Source organism: Mangrovimonas sp. DI 80, from assembly GCF_001975575.1.
GTDB lineage: Bacteria > Bacteroidota > Bacteroidia > Flavobacteriales > Flavobacteriaceae > Mangrovimonas_A > Mangrovimonas_A xylaniphaga.
Genome location: NZ_MSDT01000002.1, coordinates 1,263,549 through 1,283,365, shown reverse-complemented (window position 1 = coordinate 1,283,365; position 19,817 = coordinate 1,263,549). Strand labels below are relative to the sequence as shown.

Below are 19,817 nucleotides of genomic sequence, written 5' to 3'. Positions count from 1 at the left end.
ACATTCTTCACCAACAATGGTAGGTTTAGCCAATTAATAAGGGGAATCGATAAGATTTTAAGACGGTCGACAACTACTTAAAATTAATGTAATCGATTACGTAAATATATTACAAAATTGTTATAATCAAAAAATATCACTCAAAAAAGTGTGAATTTCACATTTATCACATATCAAAAAAACCAATATATTAATCCGGGATAAAAAAACCCCAAGAACTCGTCTTAGGGTTTACAAGGGTTTTTAAACTATTTTCTATCGTTTCATCAAACGGAAGCTTTCAGTTTTTCCATTAATTTGAGGTTTACATATGTACATACCTTTAGAAAATTGACTCAAATCTAAGGCGTATCTTTCTAGCCCATCCATTTCATGAGTATTTGGAAGGGCATCCAATTTTTGTCCTGTTACAGTAAAAATTTCTATGGACACATTTCCATTAAGTTTGGATGGGAATTCGATATAGCACATATCTTCCACAATCGTTGGATATACCTTTACCCCTATACTTTCTAAGTCTTGAAGGCCCAGATTATCACAAGAGGAGGAAATTTCCCCTGTATCAGTAATATCAAGAGTAGCTCCAGCACCACAACTTTCATTACTAATCACCTCAGCAACATCTTCTACCTCAATCACGGTATAGCTATACGTAGGCGCCGTAACTGTGCCAACATTAGATTCGCCATTTAAGCAGTTGTCAAATACCAAGGACACGGTTCCTCCGTCGGAACTAGCATTTTGGTACACATTGCCCACATTCGCAAAATCTGTATTTTCCACATAGCAGGTAAGATCATTGATACCTCCTCCCAATCCCAAGGCTGTAGAACTCGATACATCTGTATTGACATAACAGTTTAGAATATGCAATTCGGCATTTCTGGCTCGGGGCATTCTGGCCTTCACACCATCTGCCCAAAAGCAATTTTGAAAGGTCACACTGTAATGTCCATCTACAGGAGCATTGGTACTGCTAGAACCCACCAAATTGGAAAACCTGTGGTCATTAGATCCCCCTGGACCACCTGGAACGGCAGGCTTTAAATAGGTAAACTTACACCAAGACACCGTCACATTATCTGAATTTCCTTTAATATCGAAATCGCCATCCACACCATCCTGAAACTCGCAATGGTCCACCCATAAATTGGTACAACCATCGGCCGTTAAATTATCACGTCCATCCACATCATAAGCCCCCGGACCTTCAAAAATCAAGTTTCTTATAATTACATTATTCGATCCATTTTTCAAGTTCAAAATCCCTGAACCACTTTGAGTCTGGCTATTGTTCACCAATTTGGCACCCGGCAACCCTAAAATAGTTTTATCGGTCACCACTTTACTAATTTGCTGACCTTCCGGAATGGTGATCGTCCCAGAAACCAAAATAACTTTGGGACCAGCCGCCTCAATATTCGTCTTCAAAGCTGTATAAGTAGTAACCGTAATAGGAATAGCACTCCCACCTCCAGTAGCAGCAGCCCCAAAGCCTTCCGGCGATTCCATATAATAATTTTGCCCATTCACATAGAACATACCCGCCAATAAGGCAGCAAAAAGTAATCGTTTTTTCATGAGTATATCAAATTAAATTAGGAAGGAATCACAATGCCATAGCCTAGAAAGCATTTCGTTACTATTTCAACAATGTAATCGATTACCAAATTAAGACATAATATTCAATTCTCCAATACCAAGGACCTAATAGCGTTGTTAAAATGAGATTCTATCACTTTAGAAGAGTACGGCTTAAGAATAAAAAACAAACTGTTGTTTGCTGATTTTTAATTGATTACATTTAAGAAACTATTAAAATCAATTATTATGAGCACCAAAGTAACGTACCTTGGAGTGATACTTTTCACCCTTATTTCATTTAGTTTTCAGGCCCAAACCATCTCCAAGCCTTCGGCCCAATTTTCGTCAGATTTACTTTCTACCCTTAATCCAGGGAATGATTTAGGAATTTCCTCTGAACTCAAAGACAAAATTGAGTCAGAAAATCGCAGCTATGTTCAGGACATTATGGACATTGCCAGTGGAGATGACGACGATGATACCAAGATTAAAAAACTGACGAATAGAAAAAATCAACGGGATGGCGTCCTTGAAAGTGCCTTTGGAAATGACGATATGTTGAAATCCTACAAAAAGAAAATCAACAAAGAAATCAAGCCTTTCAAGCGAAAATATAAATTAGCCAAATGGGTTTTATAATATAAAATCCCTTGCTACTTCGAGCAAGGGATTTTTTTATATTCTTACCTAAATAAAACTCCCCCCTTTCCAAAAAACAATGCCTCTTCCCTTCTCCCATTTACTTACAAAGCAACTATTCCTTAAAACACTAAAATTTCCTTCGATATAGTTAGAGGCCAATGGATTCAACTAAAAAAATTTAATGTAAAGTTTTCACACCTGTAATATTTCACTTTCAAAACTTTTAATATATTTGGCCGCTATCAACCAACAAAAACCCTCATGAAACAACTTTTCTTGTTTGCATTCCTTTTTCTAGGACTTGCTACTAACTTTTCCATGCAATCCCAAAACTATGTAGGTTTCAATATTGACAATTACGCTGGAGTCCACAGTGTCTTACTTAACCCTTCTAATGTTGTGGATTCTCCCTTTAAAACGGATATCAACTTCTTTTCTTTTAGCTCCTTTGCAGGAAGCGACTATTTAAGTTTCAACTTTAAAGACCTTTTTAAAAGTAATGGAGAATTCGATTTTGAAGAAGATTCCAATACCACAGCCAGCAACAACAATAATTTTTTCCTTAATATGGATGCATTGGGTCCTTCCTTCATGATGAACATAGCCCCAAAACACAGTATAGCCATCACTACAAGGGCAAGAATCTTTTTGAATCTCCACAATATGAATGGTAAACTCTTTGACGATTTGGAAAACGGATTTGAGGACGACCAAGATATCGACATCAATATCAACGATTTGAATGGCACCGCACATTTTTGGGGAGAATATGGCCTTAGTTATGGAACTATACTACTAAACAAAGAGCATCACTTCCTAAAGGCAGGAGTCACCTTAAAATATATTCAAGGAGCAGGAAGCACCTACATAAACGCCGATCAAATACAAGGCCACTATAACGCAGATACCAACCTACTCACTACAACCGGCAATCTTAACTATGCCTCCACGCTAGATTTCGATACTGACGATTTGGATTTATCCAATTTAAGTGCCGGATTTGGGGCCGATATTGGAGCCACATACGAATGGCGCCCAAAAGCAGTTATAGACTCCACCTCAAAAAAACTTAAGGACTACAAGTTAAAAGTAGGCCTATCGGTTACAGATATAGGTTCGGTAACGTACAAAGGCACAACAGAAACCAGTTATGATTTGAACAACATAGTAAATACCGACGAGTTTGAGGACAAAGAAGTAGAAGAAATTCTTGACGAATATTACGATTACTCAGAAAAGCTTACAGACAGTAAAATACAATTGCCAACTGCCCTTCATTTCTTAGCAGATTATAGTATTGTAAAATCATTATTTGTGAGCGTACAAGGCTCATTTTCTCTAACCGACAAAAGCAATTCCACTGCATCGAGTATTATCAATACAATAACTATTGCCCCGCGATACGAAATTAAATGGTTCAGTTTTTATCTGCCGGCGAGTTTTAGGGAATACGGAAACTTTGCTTGGGGCTGTGGTCTAAGAGCAGGTCCCCTAATGGTAGGCTCTGGCTCCCTACTCTCCAATGCCTTTTCAAAATCGACCAAAACGGCAGATATTTATCTAGGACTTAAAATCCCTATTTATCAATAAAGACAAAAGTGCCCCAAAATTGGGGCACTTTTTTTATCCCCCACATATTAAAATCACTCCTCAAAGTTTTTTTGCTGCCCCATATTTTCAACCAACTTTAAAAATCTAGGTTCCTTCCTTAGTTCTTTAAAATCGTAATTGTTTTTCATTCGTGGCATCAAAAGTTCCCTAGCTTCATAGCTCTTCTCCAAACACTCCAAAGCTTTTTCATAATTTTTAGCCATACAGTATAAAGTTCCCAATTTATAGTAAGGTTCCCCACTTTTAAATTCTAAACGATCGGCATAGGCCCTTAACACCGCCTCCATACCTCCATTTTTAAACAACAGATCAATTTCCGCCATATCATCTTCATTGCCCGATTCCATTTTCTTGAAACAGTTCAACGCCTGTTCTTGATCGTCCAACCGCATTAAATTTTTCATACAGAAAGTATAGTCCGGTATTCCAGAAATTTCTGCCGACTTAGTTTGTTCTTCTAAAGCTCTTTTAAAATTGCCCGTATTGTAAAACACCATGGCGCTTATGCTATTTCCAACTCGCGAATTGGGGTTGTACTTTAATGCCAGGTCAATTTGCTCCCTTGCCTCTCTATTTCTTCCCAAAATGTCCAACAACTCAGCATAATATTGATGACCCGTAGCATACTGAGGATCTATGGAAACTGCCTTTTTCAACTCTTCTTCTGCCATTTCCCAATTCCAATCATACCAAGCTAAAATCCCCCCTAAAGTGGCATGGGCAGAAGCGTCCTTGGAATCTAAATTCAAGGCCATATCCACATACTTTCGGGCTTTAGCGATCCCCGTTTCCACATCATACCAACCCCACCAAACCATGATAAAATAGGCATCAGCCAAACCGGCATAGGCCAAGGCATATTGAGGATCTATCTCAACAGCCTTTTCGAAATAATAAATGCTTTTCTTCAAATCCTCCTCTGTACGCCGGTGCCAAAAAAAGCGTCCTTTTAAATAGGTATTGAAGGCTTCAAAATTTTTAGGTGCGTTAGTTTGATGTATTCTATCCTTATTTGGGCCAATAGTCACTTTAAGCTGTTTGGCCACGTCCTGAGCAATCGCACCCTGCAACTCAAAGATATCCTCATAGGCCCGCTCATAATTTTGAGACCAAAGATGCCTGTCCTCCTTGGCATCTATCAACTGAAGGATAATTTGTGTTTTATCGGCATACCGCTGAACACTACCTTCCAATATATAGGACACGTTGAGCGCCTTTGAAATTTCAGGGATGGTATTGGTAGTTCCTCTGTAATGTTCCATGGTAGTCCTGGAAATGACATTTAGCCCATCTACATGAGACAATTGACTCGTGATCATGTCCATAATACCATCGGAGAAATATTGGTTGGACGGGTCTTCGCTCAAATTTCTAAAGGGCAGCACCGCCAGGGACAATGGCTGATTTTTGGGACTGATATACCACAAATTGAAAATAACCAAGCCGGCCACAAAGGTAGCCATTAGTGCTACCCAAATTCTTTGACCTACACTGGAAGAACGCTCATCGGGCAATAGTCTTTCTTTCAATCCGTCTCCAAACTTATCTGAACTGTGGGATTTCAATTCACCTGGAGAACATTTGTAATGGTCGTGAAAGCATTTGATAAAATAGGAAGGACTGTTAAACCCAACAGCATAGGACACTTCGGAAACGGTTGAGACATTATTTTCCAAAAGCGTGTGTGCTTTCTCAAGACGAAACGACCTGATAAATTTACTGGCCGACATTCCTTTTAAAGTTTGCAATTTTCGGTGCAATTGAGACCTGCTAATTCCAGCCCCTGAAGCCAACTCCTTCACTCCAAAGTTCTCATCCTGATAGTTCTCTTCTAAAATCCCATATAGCTTTTCAATAAAAGCTTGGTTCATTGATATCAGCGGATCCATATCCCCACATGTCTTTAAACAATCTCAATGATTGCAAACCAGTTCCCTAACTCAGCTAATGTACTGATTCTAAAATTACTAAAAATTAAAAAAAGCTTTGACCTGCATTGCTTCTTTTTCATTAACCTTAAGGATGTGAATTTATCGTATGCCACGGAATCACCCACTTTTGTTACAGGGTTTGCAACATAGTTTAAGGTGCATGCAACATGTATTTTCCCAAAATAAACACGTCCGCAATACCTTTATATACACGAATAATCAAAAACATAACCATATAAAATTTAAGCATCATGAAACCACTTTCTCTATTCCTTTGGGCATTTGCCCTATTATTAAGCTTCACTTCATGTGACACCCAAGAAACCGATATGATAAGCAACGAAATCTCCACTCAAGCCAAGATGGCTAATAGCTCTGTAGAAAAACCATTAAAATTGAATTTTTTTACCAAGCGAAATTATAGTTTGACTGGGGAGGGTTATTGTACCGAAGCCCCTTTCGTTGGATTTAACTACCAAGTTGGTGCGGGAACAGGCACCCATTTAGGAAACTTTAGCGTTACCATTAAATTTTGCGAAGCTGGTTTGACCTATACCAATATTGATGGCGTGCTGATAGCTGCCAATGGAGATGAGCTGTATTTTACCAATCCCGATGACGGATCCTACGGTGAAGTCATAATTATTGACGATCCTTTTTATGAAGGTTATTTTGAAGACCCTATTGTTTTTAATGGAGGTACTGGCAGATTTGAAGGCGCCACTGGAAATGCCACTTTTAATAGTTATGTCAATTCCTTTGATGATGACGGAAATTTCATCCCCGAATTCCAAACGGACCATCAACTAACAGGAACACTGATTCTCCCAAAAGGCAACAAATAGTTGAACAAGACGAATAAGTTCTATAAAAGTCCCGATGGCATTTTGATTTTAAAGTGGTATCGGGACTTGTTTTTTCCTCAGTCCGGTTAACAATAAGGGACATTAAAAAATCTCAGCCTTCATTATTTAAATTTATATCATTCTCCTAAAAATCAAACATTTAAAATTTCGTAACTTTATATAAATCAGAACCTTAAATTGATTTCAACATGAAGTTACATTACTTTTTACTAGGCATATTTCTGATTTTTAGCTGTTCAAGTGAAGATGATGAAAGTTGCACCTATGAAATCTCCTATTTTACAGATTGTGAATGCACCTATGAAGAGCAATCCTGCTTAAAAATTGCCTTCATATACAAAAACGAATTAGAACGGCTAAGGGATATTTATGTAGCTGGTGGCAGCCATTGTGTATATGTTGAAAATATAAGCACCACAACCAGACAGAACCTATCGGGCTATATCAAAAAAATTCCAGATGAATGCTATGACCTAGATGGGTGGCAAATTACCCAATAATACTTCTCTAGCTCCTCTTGACTTTTCCAGTGATTTTATATAAAAGCACTACTCCAGACAAAGCTGAAAGAATCTCCTTAATGATTGTTGAAAAATCCGTTAGGATAGCGATAAAATTTTACTTAATTTAGTGATTACAAACTATTTACAATTAAAAAAGCCCTACATCACACCTCACACGGTGCATAAACTCAAACCTTATTTAAACATGTAATTAATGAGTTTAACTTATAACTTTAAATTATGAATAAATTAACTTTATTATTTGTCTCTGCTCTACTATTTAGTGCAGCAAGTGTTTTCGGACAAGCTAGAAGTGAATTGAACTTTGGCTTTGTAGGTGCTAATTATGAAATTCCTATTCACAGGGATATTACCATTGCTCCCGGAGGTGGGACTAGTTTAGATTTTGACTGGTTGAATTTAGGGGTAAAAGGAAACTATTATTTCGACAATTTATTTGGCTTAACCGCTCCTGCTTGGGACGTTTACGGAGGGGCCAATTTTGGGTATTCCGTATATATGGGAAGTGGCCATGACGACAGCGACATTGATTTTGGTCTGCAAATTGGCGGTCGCTGGTTTTGGAATGACAAATGGGGAGTCTATGCAGAAATAGCTGGAGGAAACGTTGCTGGCTTATCTCCTGGTATTGGGCTAACCGTCAAATTATAGATAAAACTAATAACATTAAAAATAAAACAGGGAGCTATAGCTCCCTGTTTTATTTTACCTCATTTATCCGGAAACCACAAACACCCCTAAAACAAAAAAGCATCCCAATCTTCAATTAAGAAAAAAGGAAAGCTTCTCATTGGCAAGTCTCCTGTTGGGGAGGCTCACAACTCCCAGATTGCCCCGGGAACAACACAACTAAACTTTAGGCCAAAAAAAAGCTCCAATTTCTCGGAGCTTTTAAGGCAATTTTGCGGTCTGGACGGGACTCGAACCCGCGACCCCCTGCGTGACAGGCAGGTATTCTAACCAACTGAACTACCAAACCGTTGCTTCATTGCGGTTGCAAATATACAACGCTTTTTCAATTGCGCAAACATTTTTTGAAGAAAAAATGAAAAAAATTTCACTACAAAAATTTATCACGTTCTATCATATACGTTGTCAACACTTTATCGAAATCTTTTTTTATGTCGGCTTCTACATATTTTATTCCGTATTGCCCACATTTTAATCGGAGCTCGTTAAAATAAGTGCCAACTGCCTCCTCATAATTATCCTTAATGGTGTCTGGATACAGGTTAATGTACTCTCCCGTCTCTACATCGATGAACCTTTTTGGGGTATTATCGAAATCAAACTCAAGCTCCTTCTCCTTATCGAACACATGAAACAGCACCACTTCGTGCTTATTGTACTTTAAATGCCTCAAGGCTTCAAACAACTTTGCCTCATTGGTAGAAGTCTGGAACATATCGGTGAAAAAGAAAATCAAGGAACGTCTATGAATCTTTTCGGCTATTTGGTGTAGATAGGTATAAGTTTCCGTTTGCCTTTGTTCGGGTTTAGCCATGACCATATCACTTAACCGGTGCAATAACATCTGATGATGACGTTCACTTCCCTTTTCGGGTGCGTAATAATCATAAGCATCACTATAGATACTCAAACCTACCGCATCGCGCTGTTTCTTTAAGATATGCATTAAAGAAGCCGATGCCAAAGCTGAAAAGGCAATTTTGTTTAAATGGTCTATGGAAAACTGGCGCATCTCAGGATAATGCATCGAGCTACTGTTATCTATAATCAAATGACAGCGCAAATTGGTCTCTTCATCATAACGCTTGGTGAACAATTTATCGGTTTTGGCAAAGAGTTTCCAATCGATGTGTTTGGTACTCTCACCCCGATTATAGATTTTATGTTCAGCAAACTCAGCCGAAAACCCATGAAAGGGGCTTTTATGCATGCCCGCAATAAAGCCCTCTACCACCTGTTTGGCCAGTAGTTCAAGATTTTTGAATCCGCCTGTTTTATTTAGCTCCTGTTGTAAATCCATTCAAATAAAAACACTCATTTATATAATAGCATCCACAATGCCATATTCCACTGATTCCTCTGCTCCCATCCAATGGTCACGGTTAAAATCCTTCATTACCTTATCAAAATCCTGACCACAGTTATCGGCCAAAATTTGAGCACTCAATTCTTTGGTTTTAATAATTTCTAAAGCAGTAATCTCAATATCGCTAGCAGGTCCTCTCGCTCCCCCACTTGGTTGATGGATCATCACTCTGGCATGAGGTTGAATAAACCGCTTACCCTTTTTCCCCACAGAAAGCAAAATAGAGCCCATAGAAGCCGCCAATCCTGTACATATGGTAGAGACATCGCTATTGAGTGATTTAATGCAATCATAGATAGCAAAACCCGAAGTTACATAACCTCCTGGACTATTAATGTACAGTTGAATGTCCTTAGTCTCTAAAGCATCCAAATACAATAAGCGGTCAATAACATGTTTGGCAGACTTATCATCTACTTGCCCCCACAGAAACACTTTGCGTTGGTCCAACAATTTACTATCTATAAGATCTTGTACTTTTGGCTGTTTATTCATGGTATATCATTTTTTCCTAAAAATAAAAAAAGGTTTGCTGAACACAGCAAACCTTTCACATTTCTTTTAGAAAGTATTTTTTATAATAGAGAATCAATAGCTTCTGTATAAGCACTCTTTTGAGCTACACCAACTTGACGACCTACAACTTCACCGTTTTGGAATACCAATACCGTAGGAATGTTACGCACACCATATTTTGCAGCAAATTCTTGGTTAGCATCAACATCAACTTTACCAACAATAGCTTTACCTTCGTATTCTTTGCTAATCTCGTCAATGATTGGTGCTACCATTCTACAAGGACCACACCATGCCGCCCAAAAATCGACCATAACCGGTTTGTCACTATTCAAAACGGTTTCTTCAAACGTTGCATCTGTTATCTCTAATGCCATAATCTATAATTTAAATTGTGTTTTACTTCAGTTTCTATGAATATGCAAACTTAGTCAAAAAATTTGCCAAAGCTTACATACTGACAATATGTTTTGATTATATCCACATTGTTTCAGCTTATTATGCTAATTTGGCATAAATCCAAAACCATCTAATTAAGTTTGTAAAGGATATTTTGATTCTCCAATTCCTTTAGCAATTCCTGTGAAATCCTCACCTTCTGTTTTCGGCCAATCATTTCCAGTTTTATTTGCTCCTCATTATCATATACCGTAAAGTTCAATGCCTTTTCACCAGAGTGCATCCTTATCAAATCGCTAAGCATGTGTACTTTTTCCTCTTGCAGGTCAGCAATATTAAGTTGAATGGACAACTTTCTGGCATAGGTTTCCATAACATCATGCAACAATTGGAAATAGTTGAACTGCATCCTCGGCTCTCCTCGCTGCCCGGTGTCCTTATTGGTAATCCATCCTTCACGAACAAACACTTTCACAAATACAAAGGAGTTCTGCACTAAAAAGTGACGGAATTTCAAATACTCTTCACCAAAAATTCTAAATTCAACACTGTTATTATAATCGTCCATCGTGAACATGGCCCAACCTTTCCCCTGCTTACTCACCCTGTGCTGCACATCGGTCACCACACCTCCAACAGTCAATTCACGGTTGACAAACTGATCCAGTTGCGTCAATGCCGCCAAGGTGGCATTACAGAAAGTATTCAATTCTATTTTGAAATCATCCAATGGGTGTCCCGAGATGTAAATCCCTACCACTTCCTTTTCCCGAGCCAATTTTTCCATAGTCCCCCAAGTCTCGCAAGGCGGTACAACAGGCTCTTCAATCTGCACATCACTAGACTCCCCAAAAAGACTTACTTGTGCCGAATTCTCGTTCTCTTGGTGCTTGTTTCCATATTTAATCGCCTTTTCCAAAAAGGTAATGCCATCTCCTTCATCATGGAAATATTGCGCACGATGGGTTCCCGAAAAACAATCGAACCCACCAGCCAAAGCTAAGTTTTCAAAGGCCTTCTTGTTCGCAGCTCTTAAATCGATACGTTTGGCCAAATCGAAAATAGACTTATAAAAACCGTCTTTCTTTCTATTATCAACAATGGTTTTCACGGCACCATGTCCCACACCTTTAATAGCCCCCATACCAAAACGCACGGCATTTTGATCGTTTACGGAGAATTTATAAAAGGATTCATTAACATCAGGCCCGAGTACATTTAATTTCATGCGCTTACATTCCTCCATGAAGAAGGTCACCTGTTTGATGTCGTTCATGTTATTGGAAAGTACCGCTGCCATATATTCCGCAGGATAATGCGCCTTTAAATAAGCTGTTTGATAGGCAATCCAAGCATAACAGGTAGAGTGCGATTTGTTGAAGGCGTAACTTGCAAACGCTTCCCAGTCTTTCCAAATCTTCTCCAACACCTTACGCGGATGCCCATTGGCTTCCCCTCCATCCAAAAACTGAGGCTTTAATTTTTCCAGTAAGGCAAAGATTTTTTTACCCATCGCCTTACGAAGCATATCCGCATCACCCTTGGAGAAGTTGGCCAATTTTTGCGACAACAACATTACCTGCTCTTGATAAACCGTAATCCCATAGGTTTCCTTAAGATATTCCTCCATGGCCGGTAAATCGTATACAATTTCCTGGTCTCCATGCTTACGCGCAATAAAGTCTGGGATGTATTCCATTGGACCAGGACGGTACAATGCGTTCATGGCGATAAGGTCATCAAACACGGTTGGCTTTAAGGACTGCATGTGTTTTTGCATCCCAGGGGATTCGTATTGGAACACCCCAACCGTTTCACCTCGCTGGAACAGCTCATAAGTCATTTGATCATCCAGAGGGAAATTCTCAGGATCCAACTCTATGCCATGTTTCGCCTTTACAATCTTCACGGTGTCCTTAATCAGGGTCAGTGTTTTCAACCCCAAGAAATCCATTTTTAACAGTCCTGCAGATTCCACTACCGAGTTATCAAACTGCGTCACATACAAATCGGAATCCTTGGCTAAGGACACGGGTACGAACTTGGTAATATCATCTGGGGTAATGATTACCCCACAGGCATGGATCCCTGTATTTCGAACAGAACCTTCCAAAATCTTGGCCATGTTTACAGTCTCTGACTCTAAACCTGCTCCATCAGCAATATTGAAAAGTTCTTGTATTAATTCTATCTCTTCGGATTTGAACTTCGCCTTTAATCCCTTTTCATCCAAACCAAAAATCTTGTTCAGTTTGGTCATGTTTGGGATCAATTTGGCAATCCTGTCAGCTTCAAACAAAGGCAAATCCAACACCCTTGCCGTATCACGAATAGACGACTTGGCCGCCATGGTTCCGTAGGTGATAATCTGAGCCACCTGACTGCTCCCATATTTACCGATTACATAATCCATAACACGGCTACGTCCTTCATCATCAAAATCGATATCAATATCGGGCATACTCACACGATCCGGATTCAAGAATCTCTCAAAAAGCAGATCGTACTTGATTGGGTCAATATTGGTAATCCCCAAACAGTAGGCTACGGCAGATCCCGCCGCCGATCCACGACCCGGCCCTACCGATACGTCCATGTTCCGAGCTTCCCGAATGAAGTCTTCCACAATCAAGAAGTAACCCGGATATCCCGTTTTCTCGATAACGTCCAGCTCAAAGTCTAAACGCTCAGCAATGGAGGGAGTAATTTCTTCATAACGCCTTTTGGCTCCTTCGTAGGTTAAATGCTTCAAATACGCATTCTCCCCACGTTTGCCTCCATCCTTTAAATCGTCTTCATGCTGAAATTGCTCAGGAATATCAAACTTCGGCAAGAGAACATCCCGTGCCAAATCATAAGCTTCTACCTTATCCAGAATTTCCTGAATATTTGAAATAGCCTCTGGAATGTCCTTGAACAAGGATTTCATTTCATCGGCCGACTTGAAATAATATTCTTGGTTTGGCAGTCCGTAGCGATAGCCACGGCCTCTACCAATTGGGGTACTTTGCTTTTCCCCATCCTTCACACACAACAAAATGTCGTGTGCATTGGCATCTTTCTGATCTACATAATAAGTATTGTTCGTAGCGATTACCTTAACATCATGTTTCTTAGCCAAATCAATTAACACCGGGTTCACACGGTTTTCATCTTCCTGATTATGGCGCATGATTTCTACATACAAATCATCCTGAAACATCTCCTTCCACCACAACAAAGCTTCCTCTGCCTGGTTTTCCCCAACGTTCAATACCTTACTCGGCACTTCTCCATAAAGGTTCCCCGTCAAGACAATCACATCTTCCTTGTATTGTTTGATGATTTCCTTATCAATCCTTGGGACGTAATAGAATCCTTCGGTAAAGGCAATGGAAGACAATTTGGCCAAATTGTGATAGCCATTTTTATTCTTGGCCAACATCACTATTTGATATCCGTTGTCTTTACGGCTTTTATCCAATCGATCTTCACACACAAAGAATTCACACCCTACAATAGGTTTGATTTCCTTTAATTTGGCTTCACCCCCAGCTGCAATTGCTTCTTCATTTTTAGCCTTAACTCCTTTGTTGTGATTCAATACTGCACGCACAAAATGAAAGGCCCCCATCATATTGGCATGATCTGTCATGGCCACACCAGGCATGTTGTTTTTTGCTGCAGCAGCTACCAAATCCGGAATGCTAATAGTAGACTGCAATACAGAGAACTGGGAATGGTTATGTAGATGCGCGAAATTAGCTTCCTCAAGATCTGATATATTCTGCTGAATTTCGGCTTCGGTAATATCTGGAGTCTGCTGCTTTTCTAGACGCTTTCTAATAGCATCACTCGCCTTTTTAAGGTTGATGTGTTTTAAGCCAATTAATTGTATTTCTCCAGGATTGGCTTCACCAAACCTATTGAAATATGTAGGCTCTACATCAAGAGCTTCAACAGTAAATTCTTGACGACGCACTAATTCAAAGAAACAACGTGTTGTTGCCTCAACGTCGGCGGTTGCGTTATGTGCTTCGGCAAAAGGCTGGTTGAAGAGGTATTGGTGCAATTCCGTTAAGGTTGGCAACTTAAATTTACCACCACGTCCTCCAGGAATTTGACACAATTCCGCGGTATGTTCCGTACAGGTATCCAAAACCGGTAATTCCTGAAGTGCATTGGCCACACCTTCTCGATAGAATTCTGCTCCCATAATATTGACATCAAAGCCAACATTCTGTCCAACTACAAATTTGGTTTTGGATAAGACTATATTGAATTTTTCCAACACCTCACTTAAGTACACACCTTGTTCTTGGGCCAATTCGGTAGAAATACCATGGACCTTCTCGGCATCATAAGGAATATTGAATCCTTCAGGCTGTATCAAAAAATCCTGATGCTCTACACAGCGCCCTAACTCATCGTGTAACTGCCATGCAATCTGTATCGCTCTTGGCCAGTTATCGGTATCTGAAATAGGGGCATCCCAACGCTTGGGCAAACCAGTTGTTTCGGTATCAAAAATTAAGTACATAAATCTCCTGTTGTAATTCCAGTATTGGTAATAATTGCGGTTTCAAAGAAAGGCATCTACATCTGTATCAACACCTTAAAAAACAATTTTGCAACTATTGAAAAGCCTTTAAAAATAAGCATAAATAAAACGCAACAAAGCCAAAGTTATAAAGAGTTGTAAACAAAAAAAAGCGCCTTGTACCAGGCGCTTTATAATATCTTATTTTCAGTTTTCTTATGGATTACAATCTCCCAAAGCATCGATAGCTGCCTGCAACACCCCTGAAGTATCTCCACAAGAATTACTTTGTACCACTAAAGCATCTTTATAAGCATTACACAACTCGGCATATTCAGGTAATTCACTACTTGAAGCCGCTAATGCTGATGCGGCTTCATCTGAAATTTTCTGCGCCTGCTGACAACTGGTTCCTCCTCCTGTCACCAATAATCCACCTATAAGTGGCACTTTATAAAATTCACCTTGGATGAAATTTACACTCGTCAAACCATCTTCTGAAAAAGCATTGAATTTAAATTTCCCTGTAACAGTATTTGTAGGCTTATCAAAATCTATAATTTCAATTTCACCATTTGCTGGATACACCTGGACACTTGGGTCAGGAGCATTCAACGTTGAATAAGTCACTCCATATGCATCTGTAAATCGCGCTTCATTTTGATTATCCCCACCCAAATAATACGTCCCTACATTATCCAATGTAGTAACTAAAGACAATGTTTCGTAACTTGTCCCTCCTTGCACAACCAAACCACCCTCATCAATATCTGCAGCATAATACTTCCCTCTCCACGGTTCTCCATCCTTCTTACCAACCATAGCAGGGGTATTGAATTCCAAATCATCTGCACAGCCAAAGACCGCAAACAAGGTCAACGCAAAAAACATTATATTTTTCATCTTATTCATAGGGCTTAATTTTTAAGGCTAATTAAAATAACGTTTTGAAAAACCCAAAAGTATAATAAAATTCTGTCACTGTCTAATTCTAAAAAATTTATGCTATTAATTAAAATTGTAGTATCTTTGCACACTTATTAATAACCGAGGTCGCGAACCTCACTAATTAATTGATATGTCAGTTAAAATCAGATTACAAAGACACGGTAAAAAAGGAAAACCTTTTTTCTGGATCGTTGCAGCAGATGCAAGAGCAAAAAGAGATGGTAAATTCTTAGAAAAATTAGGAACTTACAATCCAACTTCTAACCCAGCTACTATTGACTTAGATGTTGACGGTGCTGTAAAATGGCTTCAGAATGGTGCACAACCAACTGATACGGCTAGAGCTATTTTGTCTTACAAAGGAGCTTTACTTAAAAACCATTTGGCTGGTGGAGTAAGAAAAGGAGCTTTAACAGAAGAGCAAGCTGAAGCTAAATTCAATGCTTGGTTGGAAGAGAAAAGCGGGAAAGTGGATGCTAAAAAAGACACTTTAGCAAAAGCTGATGCAGATGCTAAAGCTAAAGCATTGGAAGCAGAAAAAGCTGTAAACGACGCTAGAGCGGCTGCGGCTGCTGAAGCTGAGGCAGAAGCTAAAGCTGCTGAAGAAGCTGCAAACGCTGAAACAGCAGAAGAAGAAACTGCTAACGAAGAAGAATAAAAAATTTATTTTTTATACTTTTAAAACTCCGATAGTCACTATCGGAGTTTTTTGTACCATTCCGTTTGTCTCCCACATCCTCAAGAACATTTAACTTATTTCATTTTCAGGCAAAACTCACTCACAATGCAAAAAAAAGATTGCTTTTATCTAGGTAAGATTGTAAAAAAATACAGTTTCAAAGGCGAAGTACTGGTAAAACTAGATACAGATGAGCCAGAACTTTACGACAATCTAGACTCTGTTTTTGTAGAACTGCGCAACAATCTGGTGCCATTTTTTATTGAATCCTCTCAGTTGCACAAATCGGATTTGCTTCGCATTAAATTTGAAGAGGTAGACACTGAGCAGGATGCCGACAGTATTATGAAATGTGATTTGTATTTACCTTTGGAATTTCTACCTAAGCTGGAAGGCAACAAATTCTACTTCCACGAAGTCATTGGTTATGCTATCGAAGATGTCAACTTTGGACCTATCGGAACCATTAAAGATATTAATGACAGTACGGCACAGCCTCTTTTTGAAATAGACAGGGATGGCATTGAAATTTTGATTCCTATGAACGACGAATTCATTAAGGAAGTGAACAGGGAAACCAAAACTATTTTGGTAGAAACGCCTGAAGGATTGATCGATTTGTACCTAGAATAGATTATTTGCAGACCAATGAACAAGCCATTTGCATTTAAGCAATTTACCGTTGAACAAGATAAGTGTGCCATGAAAATAGGCACGGACAGTGTACTTTTGGGCGCATGGGCTTCTGTGGAAGCCAACCCTTTTTCTGTTTTGGATATTGGGGCTGGAACAGGGGTTTTGTCCCTTATGCTGGCACAGCGCAGCAATGCCGAACTTATCGATGCCTTGGAGATTGATGATGACGCCTACGAACAATGTGTGGCCAATTTTGAAAATTCGCCTTGGGGAGATCGTTTGTTTTGTTACCATGCCTCATTGCAAGAATTTGTGGAGGAAATTGAAGAGGAATACGATTTGATCGTTTCCAACCCACCTTTCTATTCCGATGCCTATAAAACAGAGAACACACAGCGTGACTTGGCCCGTTTTGAAGACGCCATGCCTTTTGGCCATCTATTGGAAAGTGCCGCGCATTTATTGGCTGAAACTGGAATCTTTTGCGTGATCATACCGTATTCTGAAACAGATAATTTTATCGCATTGGCGAGGGAATTCCAATTGTATCCCAATAAAATTCTACAGATAAAAGGCACTCCAGAAACCGAAATCAAGCGCAGTCTCATTCATTTCTCATTCCATGAAACCGAAGTAGACACCAAAGAACTTATTATTGAAACGGCCCGCCACCAATACACCGAAGATTATATTGCGCTTACCAAAGATTTCTATTTGAAAATGTAACATAAAAAAAGCGTTGTTCACACATGACAACGCTTTTCCTTTTTTATTGCTGCAATATATTACTGCAAACTTACTACAGCCTTAAGATTTACATCCGTCCAAGTCTTTCCCTCGTGCAAAGCATTACAAGCAGCGTGCAAAGCATCAAAAGCAGTGTTTGCTCCAAAGTCCTCCAACAGATCAATACTTCCTTCAAAGGTAACTGATTGACCATCTGCTGCTGGCACAAACGAAAATTCCTTGTTAATGGTTTTGTCATTCAGTTTAATTTCCAACTGCGCCTTACCATCTTTTACCTCTAGGATTCGTCCTGAAATACCTCCCACAAGTTGCGCAAAAAATTCATTCTTTAAAGTTGTATCCCTAGCTGCGTCTCCCGTACTCACAGTTGTTTTATCCATGTTAAAGGTAAGCCCTTTAAACTTGTCCTCGAGAACATCGGCTTCTGTCAATTCTCCATAAGCTATTTCAGAAAAGGTACCATTCACCCCAGCTTTGGCCGGTGTTTTAAATGCCGTCCATGTAAAATCTACATCCTTAATGCTTGGCTTCTTTTCAACCTCCACTATTTCTTGAGCGGTTTCTTCAACGATGGGTTCCGTTTCCTTTTTGGTTTCGCTTTTACAAGACACCAACAGCCCGATCAAGGCCACACTATAAATTACTTTCTTCATATTGTTTAAAAATTCAATAACTGGTTAAATGATTTGTTCCAAACAAATATAGCCCATATCTTTTCCTACACCTTGATAGAGCCTCGTTTTTTAGTTTTTCTATACTATCTAGAGTTTCCTAACTGCTTCACGAATTAAATTAGCATCTTGAAAACGTTTTCGCTACTTTTGTGAACCGCTCAAAAAAGCCATTGAAAATAACGGACTTAAAAAGCGCGACATAACATAAAAATAATTGACATGGCAGGCGAACAGGCCTCCATCACTTTTAAAAATATAGCATGAAACCAGATTTATTTGAAGCACCAGACTATTACCAACTTGACGAATTGCTAACAGAAGAACACAAATTGGTTCGCGATGCGGCCCGTGAATGGGTGAAGCGCGATGTATCTCCAATTATCGAAGACTATGCCCAACGTGCGGAATTCCCAACACAAATCATCAACGGATTGGCCGAAATAGGTGCCTTTGGCCCTTATATTCCTGAAGAATATGGCGGGGCTGGATTGGATCAAATTTCGTACGGTTTGATCATGCAAGAAATTGAAAGAGGAGATTCTGGCGTGCGCAGTACGGCATCTGTACAATCATCCTTGGTAATGTATCCTATTTGGAAATACGGAAACGAAGAGCAACGCCAAAAATATTTGCCAAAGTTAGCTAGCGGTGAATGGATGGGCTGCTTCGGTTTGACTGAACCAGACCACGGTAGTAACCCAGGAGGCATGGTTACCAATTTTAAGGATATGGGAGACCACTATCTTTTAAATGGTGCCAAAATGTGGATTTCGAACGCACCTTTTGCTCAAGTTGCTGTTGTATGGGCCAAGAATGAAGAAGGCCGTATTCACGGATTGATCGTAGAGCGTGGTATGGAAGGATTTTCAACTCCTGAAACTCACAACAAATGGTCTTTAAGAGCCTCGGCCACTGGAGAACTTATTTTTGACAATGTAAAAGTTCCAAAAGAAAACTTGTTACCGGGAAAATCTGGTTTGGGAGCGCCACTTGGTTGTTTGGATTCCGCCAGATATGGCATTGCTTGGGGAGCCATTGGAGCCGCTATGGACTGTTACGATACAGCTTTAAGATACAGCAAGGAACGCACACAATTTGGAAAACCTATTGGTCAGTTCCAATTGCAACAAAAGAAATTGGCTGAAATGATTACCGAAATCACCAAAGCCCAATTATTGACTTGGCGTCTAGGAGTATTGAGAAATGAAGGCAAAGCGACTTCGGCACAAATCTCTATGGCGAAACGCAACAATGTAGATATGGCCATCAACATCGCTCGTGAAGCTCGCCAGATTTTGGGAGGTATGGGAATTACTGGAGAATACAGCATCATGCGCCATTCCATGAATTTGGAAAGTGTGATTACTTATGAAGGCACCCACGACATCCACTTATTGATTACTGGTTTTGACGTTACAGGCCTCAACGCCTTTAAATAATTGATTCAAAATATGTTATGAAAAGCGAGTTTTTACTCGCTTTTTT

General features: G+C 39.5%; 17 protein-coding genes and 1 tRNA gene. 9 read left to right on the top strand and 9 right to left on the bottom strand.

The window, feature by feature from the left end:
- Positions 1–255: 255 nt before the first annotated feature.
- Positions 256–1,581 (bottom strand): T9SS type A sorting domain-containing protein, encoded by a 1,326-nt coding sequence (locus BKM32_RS06255; protein WP_076662990.1) that lies wholly within the window; start codon positions 1,579–1,581, stop codon positions 256–258.
- A 249-nt stretch (positions 1,582–1,830) separates the two neighbouring features.
- Between BKM32_RS06255 and BKM32_RS06250 the strand changes: the two genes are divergently transcribed.
- Positions 1,831–2,223, top strand: coding sequence for a hypothetical protein (locus tag BKM32_RS06250; RefSeq protein WP_076662989.1), 393 nt, complete (start codon positions 1,831–1,833; stop codon positions 2,221–2,223).
- Positions 2,224–2,487: 264 nt separating this feature from the next.
- Complete coding sequence (locus BKM32_RS06245; RefSeq protein ID WP_076662988.1) at positions 2,488–3,816, top strand: DUF5723 family protein; 1,329 nt, start codon at positions 2,488–2,490, stop codon at positions 3,814–3,816.
- A gap of 53 nt (positions 3,817–3,869) precedes the next feature.
- Here BKM32_RS06245 and BKM32_RS06240 read toward each other — a convergent pair whose 3' ends face one another.
- On the bottom strand, positions 3,870–5,726 hold the full coding sequence (locus BKM32_RS06240) for a helix-turn-helix domain-containing protein (protein WP_083702104.1): 1,857 nt from the start codon (positions 5,724–5,726) through the stop codon (positions 3,870–3,872).
- Positions 5,727–6,019: 293 nt separating this feature from the next.
- Between BKM32_RS06240 and BKM32_RS06235 the strand changes: the two genes are divergently transcribed.
- The 3 genes from BKM32_RS06235 (at position 6,020) to BKM32_RS06225 (ending at position 7,809) form a co-directional block, all read left to right on the top strand.
- A complete protein-coding gene (locus BKM32_RS06235; RefSeq protein WP_076662986.1) occupies positions 6,020–6,613 on the top strand; it encodes a hypothetical protein in 594 nt (197 codons plus the stop codon).
- Between the two features lie 209 nt (positions 6,614–6,822).
- Positions 6,823–7,134: a hypothetical protein gene (locus BKM32_RS06230; protein ID WP_076662985.1), complete on the top strand. Its 312-nt coding sequence runs from the start codon at positions 6,823–6,825 to the stop codon at positions 7,132–7,134.
- A 243-nt stretch (positions 7,135–7,377) separates the two neighbouring features.
- On the top strand, positions 7,378–7,809 hold the full coding sequence (locus BKM32_RS06225; RefSeq protein WP_053976973.1) for a hypothetical protein: 432 nt from the start codon (positions 7,378–7,380) through the stop codon (positions 7,807–7,809).
- Between the two features lie 254 nt (positions 7,810–8,063).
- Here the strand turns inward: BKM32_RS06225 and BKM32_RS06220 are convergent.
- The 6 genes from BKM32_RS06220 to BKM32_RS06195 all read right to left on the bottom strand — a co-directional run bounded on the left by BKM32_RS06220 (position 8,064) and on the right by BKM32_RS06195 (position 15,560).
- Positions 8,064–8,137: transfer RNA gene (locus BKM32_RS06220), tRNA-Asp, on the bottom strand.
- A gap of 81 nt (positions 8,138–8,218) precedes the next feature.
- Positions 8,219–9,148 (bottom strand): DUF58 domain-containing protein, encoded by a 930-nt coding sequence (locus tag BKM32_RS06215; RefSeq protein ID WP_076662984.1) that lies wholly within the window; start codon positions 9,146–9,148, stop codon positions 8,219–8,221.
- 18 nt (positions 9,149–9,166) lie between these two features.
- Positions 9,167–9,709: a ClpP family protease gene (locus tag BKM32_RS06210; protein WP_076662983.1), complete on the bottom strand. Its 543-nt coding sequence runs from the start codon at positions 9,707–9,709 to the stop codon at positions 9,167–9,169.
- 80 nt (positions 9,710–9,789) lie between these two features.
- Positions 9,790–10,107, bottom strand: coding sequence for a thioredoxin (gene trxA / locus BKM32_RS06205; protein WP_076662982.1), 318 nt, complete (start codon positions 10,105–10,107; stop codon positions 9,790–9,792).
- Between the two features lie 152 nt (positions 10,108–10,259).
- Positions 10,260–14,648 carry a DNA polymerase III subunit alpha gene (gene dnaE, locus BKM32_RS06200; protein WP_076662981.1) on the bottom strand — a complete coding sequence of 1,463 codons (4,389 nt, stop codon included), beginning with the start codon at positions 14,646–14,648 and terminating at the stop codon, positions 10,260–10,262.
- 216 nt (positions 14,649–14,864) lie between these two features.
- Positions 14,865–15,560, bottom strand: a complete 696-nt coding sequence (locus tag BKM32_RS06195; RefSeq protein WP_123812070.1) for a DUF6252 family protein — start codon at positions 15,558–15,560, stop codon at positions 14,865–14,867.
- A 166-nt stretch (positions 15,561–15,726) separates the two neighbouring features.
- Here BKM32_RS06195 and BKM32_RS06190 point away from each other — a divergent pair, with 166 nt between their 5' ends.
- The 3 genes from BKM32_RS06190 to BKM32_RS06180 all read left to right on the top strand — a co-directional run bounded on the left by BKM32_RS06190 (position 15,727) and on the right by BKM32_RS06180 (position 17,637).
- Positions 15,727–16,254 (top strand): 30S ribosomal protein S16, encoded by a 528-nt coding sequence (locus BKM32_RS06190; RefSeq protein WP_053976961.1) that lies wholly within the window; start codon positions 15,727–15,729, stop codon positions 16,252–16,254.
- A 126-nt stretch (positions 16,255–16,380) separates the two neighbouring features.
- Complete coding sequence (gene rimM, locus BKM32_RS06185; protein WP_076662979.1) at positions 16,381–16,908, top strand: ribosome maturation factor RimM; 528 nt, start codon at positions 16,381–16,383, stop codon at positions 16,906–16,908.
- Positions 16,909–16,923: 15 nt separating this feature from the next.
- Positions 16,924–17,637, top strand: coding sequence for a tRNA1(Val) (adenine(37)-N6)-methyltransferase (locus BKM32_RS06180; RefSeq protein ID WP_076662978.1), 714 nt, complete (start codon positions 16,924–16,926; stop codon positions 17,635–17,637).
- Positions 17,638–17,696: 59 nt separating this feature from the next.
- Here BKM32_RS06180 and BKM32_RS06175 read toward each other — a convergent pair whose 3' ends face one another.
- Positions 17,697–18,311: a YceI family protein gene (locus BKM32_RS06175; RefSeq protein ID WP_076662977.1), complete on the bottom strand. Its 615-nt coding sequence runs from the start codon at positions 18,309–18,311 to the stop codon at positions 17,697–17,699.
- A gap of 281 nt (positions 18,312–18,592) precedes the next feature.
- Between BKM32_RS06175 and BKM32_RS06170 the strand changes: the two genes are divergently transcribed.
- Entirely contained in the window at positions 18,593–19,771 is a 1,179-nt protein-coding gene (locus BKM32_RS06170) for an acyl-CoA dehydrogenase family protein (RefSeq protein WP_053976957.1), read from the top strand.
- Positions 19,772–19,817: the final 46 nt, after the last annotated feature.

Coding starts and splice junctions, on each gene's coding strand:
- dnaE (WP_076662981.1), bottom strand. CDS start 14,648: ATGTACTTAATTTTTGATACCGAAACAACTGGTTTGCCCAAGCGTTGG.
- BKM32_RS06170 (WP_053976957.1), top strand. CDS start 18,593: ATGAAACCAGATTTATTTGAAGCACCAGACTATTACCAACTTGACGAA.
- BKM32_RS06240 (WP_083702104.1), bottom strand. CDS start 5,726: ATGGATCCGCTGATATCAATGAACCAAGCTTTTATTGAAAAGCTATAT.
- BKM32_RS06215 (WP_076662984.1), bottom strand. CDS start 9,148: ATGGATTTACAACAGGAGCTAAATAAAACAGGCGGATTCAAAAATCTT.
- BKM32_RS06195 (WP_123812070.1), bottom strand. CDS start 15,560: ATGAATAAGATGAAAAATATAATGTTTTTTGCGTTGACCTTGTTTGCG.
- BKM32_RS06180 (WP_076662978.1), top strand. CDS start 16,924: ATGAACAAGCCATTTGCATTTAAGCAATTTACCGTTGAACAAGATAAG.
- trxA (WP_076662982.1), bottom strand. CDS start 10,107: ATGGCATTAGAGATAACAGATGCAACGTTTGAAGAAACCGTTTTGAAT.
- BKM32_RS06255 (WP_076662990.1), bottom strand. CDS start 1,581: ATGAAAAAACGATTACTTTTTGCTGCCTTATTGGCGGGTATGTTCTAT.
- BKM32_RS06230 (WP_076662985.1), top strand. CDS start 6,823: ATGAAGTTACATTACTTTTTACTAGGCATATTTCTGATTTTTAGCTGT.
- BKM32_RS06210 (WP_076662983.1), bottom strand. CDS start 9,709: ATGAATAAACAGCCAAAAGTACAAGATCTTATAGATAGTAAATTGTTG.
- BKM32_RS06245 (WP_076662988.1), top strand. CDS start 2,488: ATGAAACAACTTTTCTTGTTTGCATTCCTTTTTCTAGGACTTGCTACT.
- BKM32_RS06235 (WP_076662986.1), top strand. CDS start 6,020: ATGAAACCACTTTCTCTATTCCTTTGGGCATTTGCCCTATTATTAAGC.
- BKM32_RS06250 (WP_076662989.1), top strand. CDS start 1,831: ATGAGCACCAAAGTAACGTACCTTGGAGTGATACTTTTCACCCTTATT.
- BKM32_RS06175 (WP_076662977.1), bottom strand. CDS start 18,311: ATGAAGAAAGTAATTTATAGTGTGGCCTTGATCGGGCTGTTGGTGTCT.
- BKM32_RS06225 (WP_053976973.1), top strand. CDS start 7,378: ATGAATAAATTAACTTTATTATTTGTCTCTGCTCTACTATTTAGTGCA.
- BKM32_RS06190 (WP_053976961.1), top strand. CDS start 15,727: ATGTCAGTTAAAATCAGATTACAAAGACACGGTAAAAAAGGAAAACCT.
- rimM (WP_076662979.1), top strand. CDS start 16,381: ATGCAAAAAAAAGATTGCTTTTATCTAGGTAAGATTGTAAAAAAATAC.